Source organism: Acidiphilium sp. (assembly GCF_049977125.1).
GTDB lineage: Bacteria > Pseudomonadota > Alphaproteobacteria > Acetobacterales > Acetobacteraceae > Acidiphilium.
This window is the reverse complement of sequence record NZ_JBMFGY010000046.1, coordinates 1-24277: the sequence shown is the minus strand read 5'-3', so window position 1 is coordinate 24277 and position 24277 is coordinate 1. Positions and strand designations below refer to the sequence as shown.

The 24277-nt window shown below is 57.4% G+C and carries 23 protein-coding genes; 16 read left to right on the top strand and 7 right to left on the bottom strand.

Annotated elements, in window-relative coordinates:
• Window positions 1-70: 70 nt before the first annotated feature.
• Window positions 71-850 carry a class II aldolase/adducin family protein gene (locus tag ACP5E6_RS09250; protein WP_427953947.1) on the bottom strand — a complete coding sequence of 260 codons (780 nt, stop codon included), beginning with the start codon at window positions 848-850 and terminating at the stop codon, window positions 71-73.
• A gap of 246 nt (window positions 851-1096) precedes the next feature.
• Here ACP5E6_RS09250 and ACP5E6_RS09245 point away from each other — a divergent pair, with 246 nt between their 5' ends.
• The 3 genes from ACP5E6_RS09245 to ACP5E6_RS09235 all read left to right on the top strand — a co-directional run bounded on the left by ACP5E6_RS09245 (window position 1097) and on the right by ACP5E6_RS09235 (window position 3216).
• The gene (locus ACP5E6_RS09245; RefSeq protein WP_427953946.1) at window positions 1097-1732 is read left to right on the top strand and encodes a DsbA family protein; all 636 of its coding nucleotides are present in this window, start codon (window positions 1097-1099) and stop codon (window positions 1730-1732) included.
• Between the two features lie 169 nt (window positions 1733-1901).
• A complete protein-coding gene (locus tag ACP5E6_RS09240) occupies window positions 1902-2552 on the top strand; it encodes a 2OG-Fe(II) oxygenase (RefSeq protein ID WP_427953945.1) in 651 nt (216 codons plus the stop codon).
• Window positions 2553-2619: 67 nt separating this feature from the next.
• The gene (locus tag ACP5E6_RS09235; protein ID WP_427953944.1) at window positions 2620-3216 is read left to right on the top strand and encodes a 2OG-Fe(II) oxygenase; all 597 of its coding nucleotides are present in this window, start codon (window positions 2620-2622) and stop codon (window positions 3214-3216) included.
• A 149-nt stretch (window positions 3217-3365) separates the two neighbouring features.
• Here ACP5E6_RS09235 and ubiM read toward each other — a convergent pair whose 3' ends face one another.
• The 3 genes from ubiM to pdxS all read right to left on the bottom strand — a co-directional run bounded on the left by ubiM (window position 3366) and on the right by pdxS (window position 6244).
• Window positions 3366-4556, bottom strand: a complete 1191-nt coding sequence (ubiM, locus tag ACP5E6_RS09230; RefSeq protein WP_427953943.1) for a 5-demethoxyubiquinol-8 5-hydroxylase UbiM — start codon at window positions 4554-4556, stop codon at window positions 3366-3368.
• 71 nt (window positions 4557-4627) lie between these two features.
• The gene (gene pdxT / locus ACP5E6_RS09225; protein WP_427953942.1) at window positions 4628-5272 is read right to left on the bottom strand and encodes a pyridoxal 5'-phosphate synthase glutaminase subunit PdxT; all 645 of its coding nucleotides are present in this window, start codon (window positions 5270-5272) and stop codon (window positions 4628-4630) included.
• Between the two features lie 9 nt (window positions 5273-5281).
• Window positions 5282-6244, bottom strand: a complete 963-nt coding sequence (pdxS, locus tag ACP5E6_RS09220) for a pyridoxal 5'-phosphate synthase lyase subunit PdxS (protein WP_427953941.1) — start codon at window positions 6242-6244, stop codon at window positions 5282-5284.
• Window positions 6245-6548: 304 nt separating this feature from the next.
• Here pdxS and ACP5E6_RS09215 point away from each other — a divergent pair, with 304 nt between their 5' ends.
• Window positions 6549-6980 carry a PRC-barrel domain-containing protein gene (locus ACP5E6_RS09215; protein ID WP_427953940.1) on the top strand — a complete coding sequence of 144 codons (432 nt, stop codon included), beginning with the start codon at window positions 6549-6551 and terminating at the stop codon, window positions 6978-6980.
• Between the two features lie 79 nt (window positions 6981-7059).
• Window positions 7060-8523, top strand: a complete 1464-nt coding sequence (locus ACP5E6_RS09210; protein ID WP_427953939.1) for an amidase — start codon at window positions 7060-7062, stop codon at window positions 8521-8523.
• 164 nt (window positions 8524-8687) lie between these two features.
• Here ACP5E6_RS09210 and ACP5E6_RS09205 read toward each other — a convergent pair whose 3' ends face one another.
• Window positions 8688-9719 carry an outer membrane beta-barrel protein gene (locus tag ACP5E6_RS09205; protein ID WP_427953938.1) on the bottom strand — a complete coding sequence of 344 codons (1032 nt, stop codon included), beginning with the start codon at window positions 9717-9719 and terminating at the stop codon, window positions 8688-8690.
• Window positions 9720-9874: 155 nt separating this feature from the next.
• Window positions 9875-11440 carry an NCS1 family nucleobase:cation symporter-1 gene (locus ACP5E6_RS09200; RefSeq protein ID WP_427953937.1) on the bottom strand — a complete coding sequence of 522 codons (1566 nt, stop codon included), beginning with the start codon at window positions 11438-11440 and terminating at the stop codon, window positions 9875-9877.
• 42 nt (window positions 11441-11482) lie between these two features.
• Here ACP5E6_RS09200 and ACP5E6_RS09195 point away from each other — a divergent pair, with 42 nt between their 5' ends.
• From ACP5E6_RS09195 to ACP5E6_RS09165, 7 genes are all read left to right on the top strand, one after another.
• The gene (locus tag ACP5E6_RS09195) at window positions 11483-12226 is read left to right on the top strand and encodes a GntR family transcriptional regulator (protein ID WP_427953936.1); all 744 of its coding nucleotides are present in this window, start codon (window positions 11483-11485) and stop codon (window positions 12224-12226) included.
• Between the two features lie 147 nt (window positions 12227-12373).
• Window positions 12374-13465, top strand: coding sequence for a sugar ABC transporter substrate-binding protein (locus ACP5E6_RS09190; RefSeq protein ID WP_427953935.1), 1092 nt, complete (start codon window positions 12374-12376; stop codon window positions 13463-13465).
• Window positions 13466-13612: 147 nt separating this feature from the next.
• Window positions 13613-14590, top strand: coding sequence for an ABC transporter permease (locus tag ACP5E6_RS09185; RefSeq protein WP_427953934.1), 978 nt, complete (start codon window positions 13613-13615; stop codon window positions 14588-14590).
• Entirely contained in the window at window positions 14587-15342 is a 756-nt protein-coding gene (locus ACP5E6_RS09180; RefSeq protein WP_427953933.1) for an ATP-binding cassette domain-containing protein, read from the top strand. The genes ACP5E6_RS09185 and ACP5E6_RS09180 overlap by 4 nt, the downstream gene beginning before the upstream one ends.
• A gap of 9 nt (window positions 15343-15351) precedes the next feature.
• Window positions 15352-16122, top strand: coding sequence for an SDR family NAD(P)-dependent oxidoreductase (locus tag ACP5E6_RS09175; RefSeq protein ID WP_427953932.1), 771 nt, complete (start codon window positions 15352-15354; stop codon window positions 16120-16122).
• A gap of 18 nt (window positions 16123-16140) precedes the next feature.
• On the top strand, window positions 16141-17022 hold the full coding sequence (locus tag ACP5E6_RS09170) for a 2-dehydro-3-deoxygalactonokinase (RefSeq protein ID WP_427953931.1): 882 nt from the start codon (window positions 16141-16143) through the stop codon (window positions 17020-17022).
• An 8-nt stretch (window positions 17023-17030) separates the two neighbouring features.
• Window positions 17031-17633 carry a 2-dehydro-3-deoxy-6-phosphogalactonate aldolase gene (locus ACP5E6_RS09165; protein WP_427953930.1) on the top strand — a complete coding sequence of 201 codons (603 nt, stop codon included), beginning with the start codon at window positions 17031-17033 and terminating at the stop codon, window positions 17631-17633.
• 50 nt (window positions 17634-17683) lie between these two features.
• Here ACP5E6_RS09165 and ACP5E6_RS09160 read toward each other — a convergent pair whose 3' ends face one another.
• Complete coding sequence (locus ACP5E6_RS09160) at window positions 17684-19615, bottom strand: sigma-54-dependent Fis family transcriptional regulator (protein WP_427953929.1); 1932 nt, start codon at window positions 19613-19615, stop codon at window positions 17684-17686.
• Between the two features lie 376 nt (window positions 19616-19991).
• On the opposite strand from ACP5E6_RS09160, the gene ACP5E6_RS09155 reads away from it, so the two are divergent.
• The 4 genes from ACP5E6_RS09155 to gfa all read left to right on the top strand — a co-directional run bounded on the left by ACP5E6_RS09155 (window position 19992) and on the right by gfa (window position 24191).
• Window positions 19992-21815, top strand: a complete 1824-nt coding sequence (locus tag ACP5E6_RS09155) for a methanol/ethanol family PQQ-dependent dehydrogenase (RefSeq protein WP_427953928.1) — start codon at window positions 19992-19994, stop codon at window positions 21813-21815.
• 103 nt (window positions 21816-21918) lie between these two features.
• On the top strand, window positions 21919-22794 hold the full coding sequence (locus ACP5E6_RS09150; RefSeq protein WP_427953927.1) for a transporter substrate-binding domain-containing protein: 876 nt from the start codon (window positions 21919-21921) through the stop codon (window positions 22792-22794).
• Window positions 22795-22822: 28 nt separating this feature from the next.
• Entirely contained in the window at window positions 22823-23581 is a 759-nt protein-coding gene (locus ACP5E6_RS09145; RefSeq protein ID WP_427953926.1) for a c-type cytochrome, read from the top strand.
• A 37-nt stretch (window positions 23582-23618) separates the two neighbouring features.
• Window positions 23619-24191 (top strand): S-(hydroxymethyl)glutathione synthase, encoded by a 573-nt coding sequence (gene gfa, locus ACP5E6_RS09140; protein ID WP_427953925.1) that lies wholly within the window; start codon window positions 23619-23621, stop codon window positions 24189-24191.
• Window positions 24192-24277: the final 86 nt, after the last annotated feature.

Below are 24277 nucleotides of genomic sequence, written 5' to 3'. Positions count from 1 at the left end.
AATCGCTCGAAAAAACATAGAGATAGAGCGTTAGGCTGAAAGCATAACGCTCTAAGGCGCGGTCGTTCGGTTAACTCCGATAATCGGCACCGCCATCGATCAGGCGCAGCGCCGATTGCCACGCCATTTCGTAATGTGCCATGCGTTTTTCGGCATCCATGTTGAATTGGGCGGCGGTGTGTTCGCACACTTCACGCGGTGGGATGACCAGCTTGCTGCCGCCTGCGAGGGCAGCAACCTGCGCCTGACAGGCGCGTTCGAGGAAATAGATTTCATGAAACGCTTCCGGGATCGTACGACCACCCACGAGAAGGCCGTGGTTGCGCAGAATCATTGCCTTGTTCTGGCCCAGATCGGAGACGATGCGTTCCCGTTCATCGAGGTCGAGAGCGATGCCCTCATAGCCGTGATAGGACAGGCAGCCATAGAATTTCATCGCGTGCTGGCTGATCGGCAGCAGCCCCTGCTCCTGCGCGGCGACGGCAATACCGGCTGATGTGTGGGTGTGAACCACGGCCATCAGGTCTGGCCGGGCCATATGGATGGCGGAATGGATGGTAAAGCCGGCCTGATTGACCTTGTTTGCCGTCATGCCGGGGGTTTCGATTCGATTGCCGTGGATGTCGATCTTGACCAGATCGGAAGCCCGCATTTCATGGAACATGACGCCGTAGTCATTGATCAGGAAATGATGGTCCGGGCCGGGCAGGCGGGCACTGATATGGGTGTAGATGAAATCGGTCATCCGAAAATGCGCGACCAGACGATAGAGTGCCGCGAGGTCGCAGCGGATTGCCCATTCAGCGGGGTCGATGCCGGCCGGCGGGACGATTTTGGTGGTGACGTTCATGATGACGATCCTCCTCGTGCGATGGTCGAGCTTATCGTCGTTTGCGTCAAGTAAAACCGGCGGCTAAGCAACTTCATCACCGAGGCATTAATCTGGCGTTCATTCTTCGCGGCTACACAAAATACAAGGAGATGGCTCTCCGCGAGCGGTCCCCGCTGGCGTTGGAAAACAGTTCCAACGCATCAACCCTCAAAACTGAGACAATTCATTTCGACTCAATGATGGACTCGTTTCCGGAGGTTGACCGTGCATATCAGGTTGTTTCTGGCGTTTGCAGCGATCGCCGCTGCTTCGCTCGTGGTGCCGGCTACCGCCGCGCCCGTAGCGTCGATTTCAGCCTCGAGCCTGATCCGGCCGGGCGATCAGATTCTTGGCAATCCGAACGGGCAGATCACAATCGTTGATTTCTACGACACGTCCTGCATGCCGTGTCGGGCAATGAATCGAAGGATCGAGCGGCTGATCGCGCATGATCCGGAGATTCGCTATGTGCCGGTCGACCTGCCGATTTTGGGGGCGCAGAGCGTATTGGGGGCGAGAGCGCTGGTGGCGGCCGGCATGCAGGGCAAATCATCGGCGATGCAGGGCTTGTTGATGCGCCAGACCCGATTGCCGACCATGGCGGTCTTGCGTGCGGATGCGACGACGATCGGTCTGAACGTCGCGCGGTTCGAGCGGGATCTGGTCAGCCCAGCGGTTGCGCGGGTCGTTGACGGCAATTTGCGCCGGGGCGCGGCGCTGGGGATTCATTACGTGCCGGTCGTGTATGTTGGACGCAATCGAATACCAGGTTCGGTCAATTATCATGACCTGCAATGGCTGGTTCGCCATGCTCATCAGCGCCTGGTGACATGGGTGGCACCAGGTCATTCGCCATCGTGACCGCGACTTTGTCAAAGATCGCTGCGGTTATTGAGTCGGTGGTTGGTTGATGGGTGCGGAGGAGCTTGTTGTCGAAGTGGTGACAGTGATACCGGGAGGTAGGCGGTTCTTAAAAAGTCAATGATCCAAATCAAGGAAAATCGAGCCGAATTGCTGCTTTATGCGGCGCATGAATCTCGCCGTGGGCACTGGATTGCTTGATTTCGAGGCGCTCGATCGCGCTGCCGTGGCGACAACGCCATTTCCGTATATGGTCGCGGAGGGCGTGGTTCATGATCGGGACCTCGAGATGGTGCGGGATGATTTTCCGCCGATTACGCAGCCCGGCGTGTTCCCGGTATCCGGGCTACGATATGGACCGGCGTTTGAGCGGTTGGTTGAGGCGATTCGCAGTCGGGATCTCGAGGCGCTCCTGGAGCGGAAGTTTGGCGTAACGCTGGCGGGCAAGCCATTGATGGTGACGGTGCGGGGGCGGGCGCAGCGGCGGGATGGACGAATCCATACCGATTCCAAGGACAAATTCCTCACTTGCCTGCTCTATCTGAATGATCGCCATTGGATGGCCGAAGGGGGGCGGCTTCGCTTGTTGCGCGGCCCGGATGATCTCGATGACATGATTGCAGAGGTTTCGCCCTCGGGTGGAACATTCCTGGCGTTCCTGCGCACCGATCGATCCTGGCATGGTCACGAGATATTCGAGGGCGAACGGCGAAGCATCATGTTCAACTGGTTGGTTTCCGAAGCGGCGCTGACCAAGAATTTAGCCCGCCATAAGCTGTCGGCCACCGTCAAGCGCCTGGTTGGTCACCATGGAGGTTGAAGCGGCCAATACCATGTCGTTCGCGGACCATGTTCTGGCCAGTTTCGGTGCTGCCCATGCCGAGGATGTGCCGTTCGCCCACTGGTTGCTCGACGATATTCTGCCTGCGTCGATGATCGCGACGTTGTCGTCTTTGCCCTTCACGCCGCCGTCGGTTGGCCAGTTTGACGGGCGGCGAGAGAGTAATAACGCAACGCGCGTCTATTTTACGCCGGCGATACAGAGTCAGTTTGCCGTCTCCCGTGATCTGGTTGAGGTGTTCTCACATCCTGATGTGGTCACAGGGATCGTTGATTTGACTGGGGCTGATCTGGGCGGGGCTCGATTACGGATTGAATATTGCCAGGATACCGACGGTTTCTGGCTCGAACCGCATTGCGATATTGCGGTTAAGCGATTCACGATGCTGATTTACCTGTCTGACGATCCAGCGCTGCATGATGCCGGCACGGATATCTACGACGACACGGCGGCGCATAAACGCGTCGCATCGGTGCCTTATCGACAGAATGCGGGGTTGATCTTCATTCCGGGTGATGCGACGTGGCATGGCTTCAGCCCTCGACCGATCAGGGGTTTGCGGACGTCCCTGATTATCAACTACGTCGCCGCCGAATGGCGCGCCACCGATGAACTCGCCAATCCCGATAAACCCGTTGCCTGATCCAAGAAGCGTTTGCGCCGTCGGATGATGGGGCCGCGGTGAATGCGGTTAACGCTTGAGAAATGCCCATGACCGCTTCGGAATGATCGACACGCCACCCGTTTCCGGCGGATATATTCAACCCTTTTGGCGAGGCGGCCGCGTCCCGATCAAGCGATCTTGCCCATGGCCGGCATATCCATCAAGTGGCCAACCACCATATGACGCATCGGCGGGAGCGCTTGGCCGATCCGCAGGACGGCGCCACGCAGCACACGCACTGGTAGACGGTCATCGGTATAAAACCGCGCGGTCGCATTGGTCGCGAGGTATAACGGCCTCGCCGCACGATGATGCCCGAGGGCGTATCGCCGCAGCGCCGCCGGATCGGCGGGATCGTGACCAAGTTTCACCGCAGCGCAAATCTCGTCGGCGAGCGCGTAGGCTCCACGCAGACCAAGATTGAAACCATGCGCAGTAACCGGGTGCATGCCAACCGCCGCATCACCGATCAAGGCGAATCGCTTCATGGTGAATCGCTGGGCATAGACGCCGACTAACGGATAGGTGTGACGCGTCGACGCAAGGGTCATGGCCCCGAGACGATTGCGATACCGTCGCGTGATCTCGGCGTTGAACTGTGCTTGCGGCAGAGCCATCAGAAGGTTCATCTCGCGGGCCGGAAGGGTTACCACGGCAGAGGAAACATTGCCGTGCAACGGCAGCATGGCCATCGTCTGGCCGTAGCCGAACCACTCCGTCGCAATACCGTCGTGCTGGCGCTCATGGGCCATGCGGCAAACAAGCATGACCTTGCCAAAATCCTGCATCTCAGCAGAAATTCCCATGTGACGGCGGGTTTCCGAAAACCGGGTATCGGCGGCCACGACCAAGCGGGCATGATGGGTGCTGCCATCGTCGAGCGTTACGGTCGCACCCGTGTTATCGGTTGAAACAGTCTTGACGGAAGCATCGGTGATGATTGTTACGTCCGGCTGCGTAGCAACTGTTTCGAACAGAGAACGGCGGATCGCATGATTGGAAACGAGCACGCCCAACCGATCACCACCGACCCCATCAGGATCGAAACGCAGGGCAAAGCGTGAACGCCCATTGAGAACACGGGCCCGCCGGAGCGGTGCGATGTCGTCCGGATCGATCCGGTCCCAGGCCCCGAGGCGGTTAAGCAGCGCGATTGAATGATGGGTGAGGGCGATCTCCCGTCCGTCAAAATTCGGTGTTTCAAGCGCCTGACGGGATTGGCGCTCGACAATCCCGATCCGCAGATTTTTCCCCGCCAGCGACCGCGTAAAGGAAAGTCCCGCAGGGCCGCCGCCCACTACAATGATGTCATACGTCATTTTCATCGTCCCGCCAAAGCGCGTCCCGAGTGATTTTGAAACTTATGAGAGAAAACCAGCAACAAACAGTTTTAATATGTTAGCGTCTTAATCTCGCCGCGTCCAGTCCGATGCATGGCCTCCGCTGCTGCATCGCGCACCATGGAGCAGAACAGACGATGCACCCGATGGTCTGCCGATAGTTCGGGGTGGAAAGTTGCCGCGAGCACGGTTTTCTGCCGCACCAGCGTTGGATAAGATTGATAGGTCGCCAGAATTTCAACAGTATCGCCGGTACCTACGATACGTGGCGCTCGGATGAACACCATTTCCAACGGCCCGCCTGGCAGGGTGCAATCGCTCTGGACCACCCGCGAATCGATCTGACGGCCGTAGGCGTTGCGTTCCACAGTGATGTCGAGCGCCGCGAGGTTTGGTTGGTTTGAACCGAGAACATTCTTTGCGAGGAGGATGCAGCCCGCGCAGGTGCCGAACACCGGCGATGCCGCGGCAAAGGACCGCAACGCCTCGAACATGCCGGCACGCTCGAGCAATGTCAGAAGCGTCGTGGATTCTCCGCCCGGAATGACCAGACCATCCAGCCCGTTCAACGCCGCCGCCTGGCGGACGAGCACCGCATCAGCGCCGCTGGCGCGCAAGGCCTTCGCATGCGCTGCGTAATCCCCTTGCAATGCCAACACGCCGATCGTCAACGGCGTTGGTAACGGGCCGGTCATTGTCACAAGCTACCAGCCCCTGGTTTGCAGCAAGGCAGTTTCGGCCAATGCGCTGGCGGCGAGGCCGCGAATCGAACCGACACAGGCCTCGCTTGTTTCGGCGAGAATCTGAGGGTTGTCGAAATGGGTGGTCGCCTGAACGATGGCCTCGGCGCGTGATCGGGCTTCGCCAGGATCGGCGAGATGGTGTGAGTCTGTCATGAAAATACCCGAACCGACAAAGATCGCCTCGGCGCCCAGTTGGCGGACAAGAGCGGCGTCCGCAGGGGTTGCGATGCCACCGGCCGCGAAGTTCGGGACCGGTAGCGCGCCAGTTGCGGCGACCAGCTTGACCAGTTCGTAGGGCGCACCGAACGCCTTCGCCGCAGCAAACAGCTCGTCCTCGCGCAAAACGGTCAATCCACGAATATCCCTGGCGATCTGGCGGACGTGGCGAACGGCGTGAACGACGTCCCCGGTGCCGGCCTCGCCTTTGGTGCGGATCATCGCCGCGCCCTCCGCGATCCGGCGCAAGGCCTCGCCAAGATCACGCGCGCCGCAGACAAAGGGGGTTGCAAATGCATGTTTATCGATATGGTGTACTTCGTCCGCGGGGGTTAACACCTCGGACTCGTCGATGAAATCGACACCCAGGGACTGTAGAATCTGCGCTTCGGCGAAATGACCAATCCGACACTTTGCCATAACCGGAATCGAGACGGCGGCCATGATTTCCTTGATCTTGCGCGGAGACGCCATTCTGGCGACCCCCCCTTCCGCACGGATCTGTGCCGGTACGCGTTCGAGAGCCATTACGGCCACAGCGCCGGCCTTCTCGGCAATTATGGCCTGCTCGACGGTCGTGACATCCATGATCACGCCACCTTTGAGCATCTCGGCGAGGCCGACCTTCAGTCGCAAGGGTGATGTTTCGACGAAACCATTCAACATCTCACTCATTTGTAGCCTCCTTGATTGAACGGAGTCTGCCACTCATCCGGGGCTAATTACCTGGGATGGCCTACTGACGTTTGGCAATTTGATAGCACCTTGGAACGATGATCTCGATACTGGTACGAGCGACTCTGCCATTCCGGAAGCTGGTGACATGATGCCGCTTGCCGGCAATTCTGATGAGAGGTTGATCGGGTCGGTGTGATGGACCAGGATTGTCGTTACATCTTCATCATGGAAAACGTCGTTTTAATCCAATCCCCCCTCGTATCCGCGATTGACCTGCCCGACATCATGACAACCTCGATCCATAAGGTTCGGGGCAATCATGGAGATTTCCGAGATGAGCAACACCAGCGGCACCTTCAATCCAGAACGTTCCGCGATGCCGGGGCACGACGATCTCGTGTCGCTGGGTGAAACGCGGAGTCTGATCGCGGCGAGTAAAGTCAGCGGCACTCATGTCTATAATCGTCAGGGTGATTCGATCGGATCGATCTATGATGTCATGATCGACAAGCGGACTGGTCGTGTTGATTACGCCATCTTGTCGTTCGGCGGATTCCTCGGGTTCGGTGAACATTATCACCCGCTGCCGTGGCATTTGCTGAATTATGACCCGCGCCAGGGCGGTTATGTTGTCGATGTCGAGCGTGATCGGCTTGAAGGAGGGCCGTCGTTCGCGACGAGTGCGGTGCCTGATTGGTCTGACGGCATTTATGGTCAGCAAGTGGACCAGTATTATGGTATCACTCCCGGTATGGCCGCGCGCTGACCGCTCCGGCGATCTCCTCGCTTGATTGGATCGGTAGATCGATGGCACACATCGTTCAATATCGATTGAGGAGGTAATGATGCAGCCATGCGACCTTGCTGCCGTGGAGGCGCGCCGGCTGATTGGAGCGCGGCAGTTATCTCCGGTCGAACTGGTCGATAGTTGCATCATGCGGATTGAAGCGGTTGATCATGCGGTCAATGCGATGGTTGCGCGTGACTTCGAGCGTGCGCGTGCCGCCGCGGTGACCGCCGAAGCGGCGGTGATGGCAGGATCGGCGCTCGGTGCGTTGCACGGTCTACCGATCGCGGTGAAAGACCTCGAAGACACTGCAGGGCTTCGTACCACCTACGGCAGCCAGATGTTTCGCGATCATGTCCCACGCGTGGATCAGCGCGTTGTCACGTCGTTACGTGCGGCGGGAGGCATTGTTCTCGGCAAGACCAACACGCCGGAGTTTGGTGCAGGCGCCAATACGATCAATGCCGTTTATGGCGCGACGGGTAATCCGTTCGATCCGCTGAAATCTGCAGCCGGGTCATCCGGTGGATCGGCTGTGGCATTGGCGACCGGGATGGTGCCGCTTGCCACCGGCTCGGATATGGGGGGCAGCCTGCGCAATCCAGCGGCATTTTGTGGTGTTGTCGGGATGCGGCCGTCGCCGGGGATGGTGGCATCGGAAAAACGTCTTCTGGGGGCGTCGGCCTTGTCTGTGCTGGGGCCGATGGCGCGGAATGTGCCCGATCTCGCGCTGATGCTGAGCGCGATGATCGGGTATGACGACCGCGATATGCTGGCGTTTCCGAGGGGTGCGCTGCGAGTGCCATCGATCGATTTGGCCACATTGCGGGTGGCGTTTACCGCGGATTTCGGTTTCGCGCCGACCTCGCGCGCGGTGCGCTCATGTTTCGCGGCTAAAACCGCGCGCATCGCCCGCTGGTTCGGTCGTGCCGAGACTGCGACACCCGATTGCGCGGGAGCCGATGAGGCGTTTGCCATACTGCGCGCCGTGAATTTTCTGGCCGCGTTTGGTGCGACGTTCAGGGCCAACCCGGAACGTCTAGGGGCAAACGTGCGTGCGAATGTCGAGGAAGGGCTAGGTTATACGGCGGCGGATGTGGCGCGTGCGATGGTGATTCAGACGCGAATATATCAGGCGTGGCGGTCATTTTTCATAGACCATGACGTACTCATTGCGCCCAGCGTAACGATAACGCCGCGGCCATGGACCGAGTTGTTTCCAACGCAGATCGATGGCGTCGCGACAAAATCATATTATCACTGGTTAGGGCTGGCATATGCGGTGACGTTGGTGGGTCATCCCTCCCTGTCGCTGCCGTTGGGGCAGGATGAGGAGGGATTGCCGTTCGGGGTTCAAATTATTACGGCACGGCATGCCGACGCGAAAGCGCTGGCAGTCGCGTCGGCAATCGAGATGATGACCGCAGGAGATCGGGCGCTCTGTCGCCCGTTTCCAGATATCGCGGCTTTGAGTCGCGCACCGCGGCTCAGCGACACGCCGGGTTTTCGTGATGTCGGGTGATCGCATCCTGCAAGACCATAGTCGCGTAATTGGCTGAAGCTTCAGATTTTAGAGCGATATGCGATTAGGTTGACGAAGCAGCGGCAACATAATCGCATGAAATCGCTCGAAAAAACATAGAGATAGAGCGTTAGGCTGAAAGCATAACGCTCCAACGGGTGGATTTAATATAGCAGTCCAATTTCCGCGATAGCCGAGAGCTGCGCGTTGATCCCGCCGGCACCTTTATTGATATGGATGAAGGCGAAATCGGTCCGGGCAAACAGATTTTTGTATTGCCACGTCGGTGTGACCGCGGCGCCCCATAGGGTGGTGCCGGGTCCGTAGCCGAAATAATCACCGGCGGCGCCATCGCGATGGGCGGGTGTTTCAGCGGCGTATTCGAGGAAGCCGCCGAGCGAGTAGGGGGTCTTTGCAAATCCGTAATCGGCGAAGACAGCCGATGTAAAGTTTGCTGCACTACCGGCAAGTAATTCCGCAGGTTGGTAACGGCGAATTGCGTTAGTGTACTCGTATTGAATTTCTGGAGTGACGGTGAAATTATTCGCGGCATATGTAACCCACCCACCATAGAGCGATGAGTTATTATAAAGGAGATTGCCAATACCTGTAACATTGGGGCCAGTGGTATCGATATGACTTGCGCCATTTATGGTAACGCTGAGGGCGGGCGATGCGGTGTAGGTGAGTAGCCATTGCAGATAGTTCAATCTCTTGGTGTAATAGCCATCATCAAGCTGGATCACACCGTTGATTGCGCCGTAACTCCCCGACGCGTTGATACCGCGTGACTGAGCCGGTTCGACGAAGGCAATTTCACTATGGTAAATGCTATAATTGTTCCAATCCTGTGCTGATTCGAATCCTTCGGGTGTGCCGAGTTGCCCGGCCGAGATGGTGAGGTGAGGGGTGAGCACCAGCGACAGATATCCGGCGTAGAGGCCGCTGAATGGCAGATAGTTCTGACCATTTGGCGTCGCCGACCCCGGTGGATAGCCAAGGACCACACCTGAATAGGCTCCGACCCGCACAGTCGCCTGGATCAGGCCCGTGGTGGTACTGATGCCGATCAGTGCATTTTGCAATTGTGTGCCGTCGGCTTTTATCGCCGCCGGCGTGTTGCTGACCGCATAGCCATACCCATCGGCTCCGATATTGATTTCGATTGGTCCCAATGGGCCGCCATCCAGTGCCATCGGGGCGGGCGGCGTGAGGGCGGCGGTGGCAACGGCGGGGGTTGTGGCGATGGCGATGCAGGCGAGCAGGCACGTGAACGAGTTCATGTGTGTCATCGGTCGTTACCTTTAAATAATGAGTTTGGCGTTACGCGAGGCTGCGGTTGGACGAACGACTAAATCGTCGTTATTTTCCCGCTGTTGCGTGAGAGCGCGACATAGAGCACCGCCGCGACGCCGCCGCCGATGAAAAGAGAGAATGTCTTGAGGTCACCTGGAACGAAGCCGGTACCGATCGCAACCAGACTGGCGATTATCACAGATTTGACGGCAACCGGATTGAAGCCATTGCTGTACCAGTATTTGTCACCCGGCCGATCGCTGAACAGGGCGAGGACGTCGATTTTCTGGGATTTTACCAAGTAGAAATCAGCAAGCAGAATTCCGTAGAGCGGGCCGATCGCGGCTGCGAGGAGATCGACCGTGTAATGGATGGCCGCTGGATTGTTGAACAGGTTCCAGGGCATCAGGAAGACCGAACCGACTGCTGCGATCATGCCGCCCATACGAAAGCTGATCCGGCTTGGGGCGCAGTTCGAAAAATCGAACGCGGGGGAGACGAAATTCGCGACAATATTGATGCCGATTGTAGCCGTAACGAAGGTAAAGGCTCCGAGGAGAGCTGCCGCGGTATTGCCGATTTTGCCGACAGTGACGACAGGGTCGGTAATCATGTGGCCAAAGACCGGTATGGTGCCAGAGACGACGACGACCGTGACAATTGAGAATAGCAGGAAATTGACCGGCAGACCCCAGAAATTGCCTTTCCGAACGTCGGCGTTGGTGCCACAGTATCGGGCGAAATCAGCGAAGTTCAAGGTAGGACCCGCGAAATATCCAGCGACCAGGGCAATGGCGAGGATCATTTGCCAAAGGACAGCGCCACCATGGAGTGGAGTTGATGAAAGGTCGAAGCTGATGTGGCTGACCCCAGCTTGCGAGACGATCCAAACGGCGAGAGCCAGCATGACGGCATAGACGGCGGGGCCGGCCCAGTCGATGAAGCGCTTGATGCTCTCCATCCCTTGCCAGAAGACAATGGCCTGGAGTGACCAGACCAGAAGAAAACTGATCCAGCCGAGCTCAGACAGGCCGAGGAAACTCGCCTTTTCCATCGCCACGGTGGCGGGATCAAATTTCAGGATCAGAATGTTCAGCGCGCCGGACGCGAGGTAGGTTTGGATGCCATACCAGACAACGGCGATCGCGCCGCGAATCACAGCCGCGATATTGGCCCCAAAAACACCAAACGAAACGCGGGCGACGACGGCATAGGGAACCGCGGCCTGCTGACCCATTTTTCCGAGCAAATTAGCGAAAACTTGCACGATTGAAATGCCAATCAGGAGACTGATCAACACTTGCCAACCGGTGAGCCCGGTGGCGAACAAACTGGCTGCGAAAACATAACCGCCAACACTGTGGACGTCGGCCATCCAGAACGCGAAGATGTTATACCACGTCCAGCTCTGCGATTTTCCAGGCGCGACATCGGCGCCGATTCTGGCGAGCGGAGCCAAATCATCGTTATACAATCGATCCGAAAAACTTTCGGCAAGGGGTACGGCAATCGTGAAATCACTCATGGCAGGCTCCTGTTGCGCTAAATATCGGAGCCGTGACGCTGTTGTTCCCTCAGGCTTGTTTCGCCTGTCGTTTGAACACATATTGACTTCATCCACACGAAGATGTCAACAAAAATTAACTCGATTGTGAACAATTATATGAATTTGATCACCGAGCCGGCCGCGTCCCCCCGCTTGACGCCAGTGCTGTCGCTGCGGGCCGTGTCAGGCTTGACGACGGCGGAGATTGCAATTTTTCGAGCGTTACACAGCGCAATAGTCGAGCAGCGGCTGCTTCCGGGTACTCGTTTGACTGAGGAAGAGCTTGCCGAGATTTTCCAGACAAGCCGGATGCGGATCAGACGTGTTCTGCTTACTCTGGCGCACGAAGGCGTGGTTGCGTTGTCGCCAGGTCGCGGCGCCGTGGTTGCCTGCCCGACCGCTGAGGAGGCGCGCGCAATCTTTCAGGCCCGTAACCTGATCGAGACCGGATTGATTTTGGGGCAATCCGGCGCGATCGCGCCTGGTCTGATCACTAAGTTACAAGCGTGTTGGCACGCGGAGATCGACGCGCATCGAGCCCAGGATCGGACCGGTATGATCGCGCAGTCGGGGCTGTTTCATATCGGATTGGCGGAAGGTTTAGGTAATCCGGTGCTGGCGGATATCGTGTCGAATCTGGTGAGCCGCTCCTCGCTGATCATCGCCCTGTTTCAGCATAGCGGCTCCATTTGCTGCCGGGTTGATGATCACCAACATCTGATTGAAGCCTTGGCCGACGCCCGGATATCGGATGCCGTGGCGCTCATGCACGCTCATTTGACCGCGATTGAAGCGGGGTTGGATCTGTCGGAAAAACCAGCTTTTGAGAGCGATTTGAGAGCCATTCTGAAAGTGGATTAACCGGTTTCTCGCCTCACGTTTTGTACTGGGGAACCGTGGTCCGCCAATTGCCACGGATGGCAAGGCGCGGTATGACGTAAATCGTTAAAAGACGTCCAAGCTCGTCGGACGGTCGGTTCAAGGCCGCTGGCAAAAAAGGGGGAAACCATGACCACCAATAGTGAAGATCAAGCGCTGGAACATGCTGCGCGGATGCTGCCGCGCCGCGCCATGATGCACGGCGTTTCGCTGGCTGGCGCCGCTGCGGTACTCGCCGCGGGAATCCGCAACGCCGAGGCTGGCAATACAGCTCCGTTTCCGGCACACCCTCGGTGGAAGTTCGTGTTTGTCAATCACGTGACGACCAATCCGTTCTTTGTCCCGACGCAATATGGCATTCATGACGCTTGCGCGCTGCTCGGATGCGATTACCAATGGACTGGTTCTCAGACGTCCAATGTGGCGCATATGGTTGATGCGATGAATGTTGCCATCGCAGGTAAAGCCGATGCGATAGCGGTGCCGATTGTTGATCCGACGGCATTCAACGCACCGACGAGCAAAGCACTGGCGGCCGGAATTCCAGTTTTTGCCTATAATGCCGATGCCCCGGCGAATTCTGGCAATAAGCGCCTTGCCTATATTGGTCAGGATTTATTCGAATCTGGCTATCAGATGGGCGAAAAAATCGTAAAACTGGTTGGATCAGGCGATGTTGCGCTATTTATCGCAACACCGGGACAGTTAAACATTCAGCCTCGGATCGATGGGGCGGCCGCTGCGATCAAGAAGCTCGGCAAGGGCATTTCCTATCAGGAGATCACGACTGGCCCCACCGTCAATGAGGAATTGACGAAAATCAAAGCGTATTATCTGGGTCATCAAAAGGTCAAAGGCATGTTCGCGGTCGATGCAGGTTCGACCCAGGGTGTTGGAGAGGTAATGCGGCAGTTCGGGCTGGAAAAAAAGGGAATTCATGCCGGTGGCTTTGATCTCTTACCGAAGACTCTTGATTTGATCAACGCGGGGTTTCTGGATTTCACGATTGATCAGCAGCCGTATCTTCAAGGCTTCTATACGGTGATGGAAATGTTCATGTTCAAGGTTTCAGGTGGGTTGGTGGGACCGGCAGACATCAACACCGGTCTGAAATTCATCGATAAAGCTTCAGTAAAGCCGTATCTCGATACTAAAACCCGTTATGAAGGTAATTCTTCCAAGGCCGAAATCGTACCACGTACCGGCCCAATCGCTGGCTGATCGCGGCCGCGAAATCGAGATGCCTGGTGTGAAAGGGGAGGACGAGCGCCGTCCTTGAATCTCTCGCCAGGCGTTCATGTGTTGTTCGGCGATTATTCGCCAGTATTATTGTCGTTGTCAGCCCAACGCTAACAGTCAGGACGTTTCATGAGCGTGACATCTTTGACGTATCGCCAACGTGGAACGAAATTACTGGCATTACGTGAGGCTAGTATTGTCGTAGTTGCGCTGGTTCTCTTTTTATATTTTTCATTGGTCAATGAAAATTTCTTGACCGGTCCGAACTTGCAAACTCTTTCGCAATTTATCGCGCCTTCCGCGATTATCGCGTGTGGCGAAATCATGCTGCTGATTTGTGGTGAAATCGACCTTTCGGTCGGCCAGGTTTTCGCGCTGGCCCCCTTCATCATGGCGTTTTCGGTTCACGCCGGAATGGGCTTGTTCGTCGGGTTTATTTTCGCGATGATTGTGTCCGCCTTGATCGGACTGATCAATGGATCGATCACAGTGCTGCTGAAGGTGCCGAGTTTTGTTACGACGCTAGGTACCTTGTTTCTGATAAATGGATTTACACTTACGGTATCTCGCGGTTATCCAATCAACACACCGGGCGGCCAAACGATTGCCAATATTTTTGGCGCGGCCGGATATAATGAATTTCTCTGGGCGCTGTTGATCGTGGCGGTCATGCACATGGTGTTGCGACATCGGCGGTGGGGTCTGCACACGATTGCAGTGGGCGGCAACCTGACCGGCGCGAGTGAGGCCGGCATCAATGTGGCAAGAATTAAAATTGGCAATTTTATGCTGACCAGCATTCTTGGTGGGATCACCGGGATTTTGGAGGCATTTCGGATCGGCTCTACCGATCCATTGGCCGGCGGCACGAATATCATGTTTCTGGCGGTGGCGTCGGGAGTGATCGGCGGCACCTCGCTGGCCGGCGGGTCGGGGACGATCATTGGCGGGTTGATCGGCGCGACTGTGTTAGGCGTATTGCAGGACGGGTTTACACTTCAGGGCATCAATGCGTTTACCTTTGATATGATTATTGGCGCCGCTATTTTGATTGCAATGATCGCCAATATCCATGTCGGGCGGCTTAATCGGGGAGGCCGGTCGTGAGCGATGAAGCGTTGCGCACCTCCGAGATCACCAAAAATTTTGGCAACATAACGGCGTTGTCGGGAATCTCACTGCATGTGCGCAAGGGCGAGGTGCTTGGGATATTGGGTGACAATGGGGCTGGTAAATCCACGTTGATGAAAATCATCACTGGATTCCATCGGCCGAGTTCCGGGCAGATGTTCGTTAATGGCGCAGCGGTAACGCTCAATTCGGTGGATCACGCGCGCAGTTTAGGAATAGAATGCGTCTATCAAGATCTGGCGTTGATCAATACCTTGTCAATTTATCATAATATGTTTCTGAACCGAGAACTGCGAAACCGGTTCGGCATGCTTGATCACAAGACAATGCGGACCCGGGCTGCGGCGGCACTCGATGATATTGGTGTGAATGTGTCGTCGGTGGATGACGAGGTGGCGATGCTGTCGGGCGGACAACGTCAGGCAATAGCGATAGCGCGAGCGGTTTATTCCAGCGCCAAGGTCCTGTTGCTCGACGAGCCGTTGGCGGCGATGGGCGCGCGCGAGGCGGGGTTGATCATCGACTTGATTCAACGCCAGCGGGCGCGGGGCGATATTTCGATCATCATGATTATGCATAATTACGCACAGACCCTGGAAATCGCGGATCGTATCATGATGATGCAACGTGGCACCGTTACTTTCGAAGGTGCGGCAAAAGATACTTCGGTGGAGGCGCTGCTCGATATCGTGCGGCGCGAATATCGCGCGATGCGTACAGCAACATAGTGAGAGACCATGGTTGACATTAACAAAGCGATTTATCCCAGTCTGCGCGATCGCGCGGTGTTCATCACCGGCGGTGGTGGCGGTATCGGCGCATCTTTGGTGCGCCACTTTGCCGAGCAGCATTGCAAAGTTGTCTTCGTCGATATCGATCCGGCCGGCGGGGCGCGCGTGATCGATGAGTGCCGAGGTGATTTTCCCGCGCCATTGTTCATTGAATGCGATCTGCGTGACATCGCCGCACTCAAAATCGCGATCGCCAAGGGACGCGACGCGGTGGGCGATTTCACCGTGCTTGTGAACAACGCGGCAAATGACGAACGGCACGATACGATGGAGGTAACGCCGGACTATTGGGATGAGCGGCTCGCGGTTAATCTGCGTCACCAGTTCTTTGCCGCCCAGGCGATCATACCGATGATGCAACGTGCAGGTGGCGGGGCGATCGTCAATTTCGGGTCGACAAGCTGGCATCTGAGCCAGGGCGGCATGCCGGCCTATGTCACGGCGAAGGCAGGGATCGAAGCGCTGACACGGAGTCTGGCCCGGGATTACGGTGGCGATAAAATTCGAGCCAATTGCATTCTGCCCGGCTGGATCATGACAAAACGCCAGATCGAGAAATGGCTGACGCCGGAGGGCGAATTGGATCTGCTCAAACGGCAATGTTTGAAGGAAAAGCTTGACCCGGCCGATTGCGCGCGGATGGCGCTGTGGTTGGCCGCGGATGACAGCCGATTGATCACCGCCCATAATTTTTTCGTCGATGCCGGAGCTGTATAGCGCGAGCGGTGTCAGCGGATGATCGGTGTCGATTGGGGCACGACAAGCTTGCGGGCATGGCGGCTTGGCGCCGATGGAACTCTGCTTGGCGCACGGACGTCGGCACAAGGTATTCTGGCGATAACGAACCGGCAGTTTGGCGCGGTGCTGCGAAATGTCATCGGCGACTGGGTTGAGGAGGGCGAAACCCGAATATTGATGTGCGGCATGATCGGCAGCCGTCAGGGCTGGGTCGAGGTGCCCTATATAACCTGTCCGGCAGGAATCGAGGATATTGCTGCCGGTCTAACGCCGATTGCATTCGACGGCGCTCAGGTGATGATTGTGCCCGGTCTTCTGACAATGGATTGCAATAAGGTTCCAGACGTCATGCGGGGCGAGGAAACGCAGATCCTTGGGATGGTGCCTGATCGAGCGGCGACGATGGTCGCGTGTCTTCCGGGGACTCATTCGAAATGGGCGCTGATCGAGAAGGGGCGAATTCAGCGTTTCAGGACATTCATGACCGGCGAGATCTTTTCGGCACTTGCCGCGCACACCATACTGGCGCGGACGATCCAAGCGGGACCAATCGATGCCGCGGCTTTTGCCTCCGGCGTCATCAGGGCCACCGAGCCGGGCGGGTTGTTGCATCATGCATTTGGCGTACGGACACGGGCATTGCGGTTAGAGGTCAGCGAAGCGGACTCATATGCGTATCTGTCCGGTCTCATGATCGGACATGAATTGAATGTGGCTCTTGACGATCAGGACGGCGTGGTTTCCGTGGTTGGAGCATCAGCACTTGCGGGTCTTTATGTTGAGGCAATTCGAAGCCGTGGGAGGGTCGCGATGGCCATCGATGAAACGATCGGGGCGGCCGGTTTGGCACAACTAGGGGCGTATGCGGCATGGACCTGAGATTGTTGTTGGCTGATTCGCCCTGGATTGCGATTTTGCGTGGTGTGCGTCCTGATGAGGTCGAAGCGATCGGGGCGGTGCTTGTCGAGATGGGCATCCGCGTGATCGAGGTCCCATTGAATTCGCCCGATCCGTTCGAAAGTATCGCCCGATTGTCCCGACGGTATGGCGATAGAGCGTTGATTGGCGCCGGCACGGTCATGGGCGAAGCTGATGTTGCGCGCGTGGCTGACGCGGGGGGGCAAATCATCGTCACACCACATGCCGATCTGGCGGTCGTCCTGGCGGCGAAGTCGCGCGGCCTCCTGATTGTGCCCGGGTTTTTCACGCCGACGGAGGCGTTTGCAATGTTGCGTGCGGGGGTTGATGCGTTGAAGCTATTTCCAGCTGAGGCTGGCGGTCCGGCAATGTTGCGGGCGATCCGCGCTGTATTGCCGGCGGGAACCATGGTGTTGCCCGTCGGTGGTGTTGATCCGGATAATGTGGCGGCGTGGATGGCGGCGGGCGCCGCAGGGTTTGGCATTGGCAGCGCGATTTACAGTCAAGGCGACACGGCCGCTGAGGTCGGTGCGAAGGCCGCAAAAATAATTGCGGAATTCAAACAGCGATAAACCTTGTAGTTGCGTTGTAATCGGAGAGAATAATATTATTTGATTGTTGTTCAATTCCCATCTCTTTTAAGCCCGTAGCGATTCATTTTACGATATAATGTATTGCGGCTGATCCCAAGAGCAGTTGCAGTGGCAGCAACGCGCCAATGGTGTCGTTCGAGTGCCGCGGTAAGTTGTGCGGCTTCACCCGATTGTGCCGGGAGTTGTGGGGACGCCGCTAATCTGGCGGAAACCGGGGGTCGCGTATGCAGCGCAGGCAGATGCGCACATTCGATTGCGCCGCCGTCCGCAAAAGCGATAGCGGTGCGCAGGGTATTGCGCAATTCACGAATGTTACCTGGCCAAGAATGGGCCAGCAAGCTCTGCCAGGCATCCGGTGCGATGCCGGCAGCAGATTCTTCGTGACATATCTTTTCGATCAATGCGACCCGATCGGTCCGGGAGCGCAGCGGTGGCATGGTCAGGGTCACGCCGTTGAGCCGGTAGAACAGGTCCATGCGGAATTCACCCTGGGCGATAAGCGTGTCGAGGTCGCGATGGGTGGCGCTGATGACTCGGATGTCGACCGGTATCGGGGTGGAACTCCCAAGCGGGACGATCTCCTTTTCTTCGAGCAGGCGGAGGAGGCGGGCCTGGATGGCGAGCGGCATATCGCCGATTTCATCGAGGAACAGGGTGCCGGTATGAGCAGCAATCGCTTTGCCGCGCATGCCGCCGGTGCGCGCGCCCGTGAAGGCGCCAGGCTCGTAGCCAAATAATTCGCTCTCGATCAACGCTTCCGGAATGGCAGCACAACTCATCGCGATAAATGGCGCGTTGCGCCGGTCACTAGCGCGATGGATGGCGCGGGCGAAACTATCCTTGCCGGTGCCGGTTTCACCGAGCAAAAGAAGGGTGATATCGCGATTCATCACCCGTTCCGCCCGCCAGACGTTTTCGATCATGATCGGGTCGGTGCCGGCAAAATTGGCCAAAGTGGGCGCGGGGGGGCGCGTCGGGCGCGGGGTGGGGCGCGGAGGGGTCGGCTTCGGCAACGGCGAGGAGGTGACGGCTCGGGGGTCGGCGGTGGTGCGCACGTGTTTGGCCGGCCAGATACTGGCGTAGCCATGGCGGTCGGCGCCGTGGGCGATCGGCCAGATCGCGAAGGGCTGGGTTTGGGCATGTTCGAACAGGCGATCGGTTGAAATGTCGAACAATTCGCTGATGCCTCGGCCCATTATTTGGGTGTGATCGGCCTTGCCGAGTTGGGCGGGCATGGTGCTGTCAACCGCTCGGATACGACCGTGCTCATCGATCGCGAGCAGGCTGTCATAGGGCAGGCCCACCAGTTCCGGCCGTTCATGGAAACGCAGGATCAGACAATCGCGATGGCTGTGGGTGAAGTGCAGTTGCTCGATGATGCGGGCAGACATGCTGACCAGTGCAATGGTGGGAACCTGGCTGGCACGGCTGTCGTCGCAGTCAAGGCATGAGGCGTCGAGCACACCAAGCAATGTGCCGTTGGCCCCCCAGATCGGCGCGGCGGAACAGGTCATCCGGCTATTGCGAGTGAAATAGTGATCATCGCGATGAACCACGCGCGACCGACGATCATGCAGGCATGTGCCGGGGCCATTGACGCCCGCATGGCGCTCGTCCCACAGGAAGCCTGGTGTCATGTTGGCCGTGCGCGCACATTCCGCGTTGGCGCTGTCGGTAAAAGCGTCGAGAATGGCACCGGAAGCATCACCCAACATCAGAACATAGCGTGAGGTAATGGCCGATTGAGTGACTTGGTGGTTGATCTGTCCGAGCAGCCGGTGCATTTCGGCACGCCCCACGCGCTGAAAGAGGCTGAGCTCCTCGCGCAGACGATTTAACGCCGCACCACCAATATGCTCTCCGGGCGGCGGGGAGTCCGGATCGAGCTGGTAGTCACGGCAGCGCTGCCAGGCGGCTTCGATATAGGCTTCGCGCGGCACGGCACCGGTTGGGCGCGCCATCCGTTTCACAATGTCTGTGGGCTGCGGGTGATGATTGAGTAAATGCGTTCCTGCCATGTTGGCATGAGCCATTTCGGTCTCTCCCTACTTTATGGTCGGTCAAGTCATTTTCGCCTGACCGGATGAATACTCGTAGCAGAATGTCTCACCCATGGCACAATTTGTCACGCAGGCGTGATCGCCATGTTACGGATTTTTCAAGCATCGGTAAGTTCAGCCGCCGAATTTGGCGGACACACGGGTTTGAGAGCGTTTGGCACGATCTTTGCTGATGCGATTGTGCCGGACAAATCCGGCTCGCAATGAACGACTTGCGGCGTCCGCTGTTCCGGCGGGGTCGCGCATCCGGAGGAAACAAATGGAAAGACAGAAGCGAATGTCACGACGTCGTTCACTGACGGTGGCGACGCTCGGGATCATCGGCGCCAGCGGGTTCGCATTCGCCGCGCAGGCGCAGACATCGGCCAGCACATCGCTGGTTGCAATGCAGAAAAATCCCGACAATTGGGTGATGCCGACCGGCACCTACAACAACTGGCGTTACAGCCCGTTGAATCAGATCAATGCATCCAACGCCAAGAATCTGCAGGTTGCATGGTCAATGTCGACCGGAACCGATCGTGGACTTGAAGGTCAGCCGATCGTGATCGGCAACATGATGTATTTCGAAACGTCCTATCCGAATTACGTCTTTGGCATCGATCTCAACCACCCGGACCAGATCGCGTGGAAGTTCCAGCCACCGCGTGACTCCAACGCACCGCCCGTCGCGTGTTGCGATGTGGTGAACCGCGGTCCGGCTTATGCCGATGGCATGGTCTATGCGAATGCGCTTGATGGCGTGCTTTACGCGCTCGATGCCAAGACCGGGAAAATCGTCTGGCAAGCGAAAAACGCCCATCCGCAGAAAGGGCAGACCATGACCGGCGCGCCGATGGTCGTGGGCGACAACGTCATTACCGGCGTGGCTGGTGGCGAATACGGCGTCCGTGGTTATCTGACCGCCTATAATGCCAAAACCGGCAAGGAGGTCTGGCGTGCTTACAGCGAAGGTCCGAACAAGGACATGCTGATGAGTGCCACCCACACGATCAATGGCGCCACCGGCAAGCCGATCGGTCCGCATTCGAGCCTCAAGACCTGGCAGGGCGACGAATGGAAGGTTGGGGGCGGCACCACCTGGGGTTGGTTTTCCTATGATCCCAAGTTGAACCTGATCTACTATGGCACCGGCAATCCAGGCACCTGGAACCCGAGCCAGCGCCCCGGAAAAAACCGCTGGTCGATGACGATCATGGCTCGCAATCCCGAAACCGGCGAGGCCAAATGGGTTTATCAAATGACCCCGCACGACGGTTGGGATTATGATGGCGTCAACGAGATGGTTCTTGCGAATGTCGATGATCACGGCAAGGAAGTTCCAGCTCTGGTTCATTTCGACCGCAATGGGTTTTCCTACGTGATGAACCGCGCAACCGGTGCGCCGATCGCCATCCACAAATACGACCCGTCGGTGAACTGGGCGACCGGGATCAACCCCAAAACGAACGAGCCCATCGTTGATCCGGCCAAAATGACCTCAAATGGCAAGGATGTGAAAGACATCTGTCCCGCATCGCAAGGTGACAAGGACGAACAACCGGTCTCCTACGATCCGCAGACAAAGCTGTTCTACGCCCCGCTTAACCACCTCTGCATGAGCTATCAGGCGTTCAACGTGAAGTACAAGGCGGGGTTTCCGTTCGTTGGCGCGATTGTCAACATGATCCCGGGTCCAGGCGGCTATCGCGGCCGGTTCATCGCCTACAATCCGATGACCGGAAAAACCGTCTGGCAGCATCACGACATGTTCCAGGATTGGGGCGGCGCGCTGACCACGGGGGGTGGGCTTGCCTTCTACGGTACGCTGAAAGGCATGTTCCGCGTGGTCGATGCGAAGACGGGTAAAATGCTCTATCAGTTCAAGACGCCGTCCGGGATCATCGGCAACCCGATCACCTATATGCATGATGGCAAACAATACGTCGCGATCCTTAGCGGTGTCGGCGGATGGGCGGCGATCGGCATGGCGGACGACCTGCATAAAGCCAGCGCAGGTCTCGGTGCCGTCGGTCTTAATGCAACCTTGACCGACTACACCAATCTTGGCGGAACATTGATGGTGTTTGCACTACCCTCGAAAGTCGCCAGCGCCAACTGACATCAATCGATGCACCAGCCCGGGATTTTTCCTCTGCCCGGGCTGTTTTTCCTTCCAGGCATCGCGCCTTAACTGTCTTTTATGATTGATGGAGTGAAACGTCATGCAACATTCGACATCTCGCTGGACGATGCTGGCCGGCAGTGCCGCTGTGGCCGCCGCCATGTTTGCGTTCCCATCGTCTGCCGCGCTGGCCGCCAATGCCACGCTCCCGGCCAATGACCACGTGCTGCGGGTCTGTGCCGATCCGAATTATCTGCCCTATTCGAATCGCGCCGGTCAGGGGTTCGAAAACAAGGTTGCCGCTTTGGTCGCCAAGGCAATGGGGCGCAAACTCGAATATACCTGGGCCAGCTATCGTGGCCACGGCGGCTATTCGAATTTTCTTGCTGAAAACCTCGATGCCCGGAAATGCGATGTAGTGATGAACCTTCCCTATGGCGATCACGAGGAATCCTACACCAAACCCTACTACACGTCGTCCTACGTGTTCATCACCCGAAAGGACACACACTACCACATCCGCTCGATGAATTCGGTCTCCATGCATTCGATCAAGATCGGGTTCGAATCCGATACCACGCCAGAGACCGCGATCAAATTGCTCGACCTGATCAATAATGCGGTTGCCTTCCATGTCGCCAGCAACCCGCAAGCCTCGCCCAGGGAACTATTGCAGGCGGTACAAGACGGCAAAGTCGGCGTGATGATCACCTGGGAACCGGCGATCGGCGATTTCCTCAAGGATTACCCGGACCTGCAAGTCGCGCGGGTTCCCTCGGAGGAATATGGTCCGGGCCTGCCAACTGTCGGTTATACCTACGGAATGTCGATGGGGGTGCGCAAAGGCGATACGGCGCTGAAGCACGCGCTCGACAAGGTGATCGCCCGTGAACAGCCGGAAATTACCGCAACGCTCGCGCAATACGACGTAAAACTGTTGCCTAACCCGCGTCATGTCAATTTCCCGAACCAATGATCATAACTTTCCGATGAGAGCTCAACGCATGAAGATCCGACCAATCTCGACCGTTATCGGCATGGCGATAATCGGTGGTGCCGCCGTGAGCATGATCTCGATGGCCGGCTATGCCGCTGACAATGCCTCGCCCGCTGCCGCCGGGCCGGCTCCGAAGGGCGAGATACTCGCGCAGGGGAGCGACTGTTTCTCGTGTCACGCCATCAACCAGAAGATCGTTGGTCCATCATTCGAAGCCGTCGCCGGCAAGTTCGCCGGGACGAAGGGCGCCGAGACCACCCTGACCGATGCCATCAAGAACGGTCATGTCGGAACCTGGGGCAATATTGCCATGCCCGCCCACCCGAAGTTGAGCGACGCCAAGATCAAGGAAATCGTATCATGGATCCTGACGCTCAAACACGCGAAAACTTCTTCGGTCACGACCAGCCAAAAATACACCTACACAGTCAAAGGCAAGACTGTGACGACCGATTTCCCGATCCTGCAACAAGGCTCCGACAAGGTCACACCGATGGTGTTCCGGGGCTATGAGTTATTTAACTCCTATTGTTTCCGCTGCCATGGCGCGGATGCCGATGGTGGCGCCTATGCCCCCAACCTCCGCCATTCCATCAACGATGGCATGAGCGAAAGTAAGTTCCTCAGTATTGCGATGACCGGCGTAAAGGCCAAAGGCATGCCCAGCTGGGCGGGATTCTTCACGCCGCACCAGATCAAGGCAATCTACCAATATACCGCCGCTCGGGCGGTCGCAGTCGTCGGCCAGGGCACACCAAAACACTGAAACCAAAACCTGCAACCATCCAGGGAGGATGAAACCAATGGCTATCGCTCTTCACCCGTCGATCGACCACGGGATCAAACATGGCGATTCCAATTTTCACGGCGGCACGCTGCGCTGCCACTGCGCAACCCATAAAGTCGTGGTCAGGGTTGATGCCCAGACCGCACATAATCATGCTTGCGGATGTTCGAAATGCTGGAAACCGGACGGCGCCAAATTCTCGATCGTGGCGGTGGTGCCGCGGTCGTCGGTTCATGTGATCGAAAATGGCGGCAAGCTTCATATCGTCGATCATACGGCAACGATCCAACGGCATGCCTGTCGCGAATGCGGGGTCCATATGTTCGGACGGATCGAGAACAAGGACCACCCGTTTTACGGTCTGGATTTCATCCATACCGAATTGTCCGACCAAACCGGCTGGTCCGCACCGGAATTCGCGGCCTTCGTGTCCTCCTTGATCGAGCAGGGAACGCCGCCCGCGGAAATGCCGGCAATCCGCGCGAGGCTCCATGAACTCGGTCTGGAGCCATACGACTGCTTGTCACCGCCGTTGATGGACGCTATCGCGACCCATCTGGCAAAAGCGTCAGGCGCTCTTGCGGCCTAGAGCGTTATGCTTTCAGCTTAACGCTCTAGGCCTATGTTTTTTCGAGCGATTTCATGCGATTATGTTGCCGCTGCCGCGTCAACTTA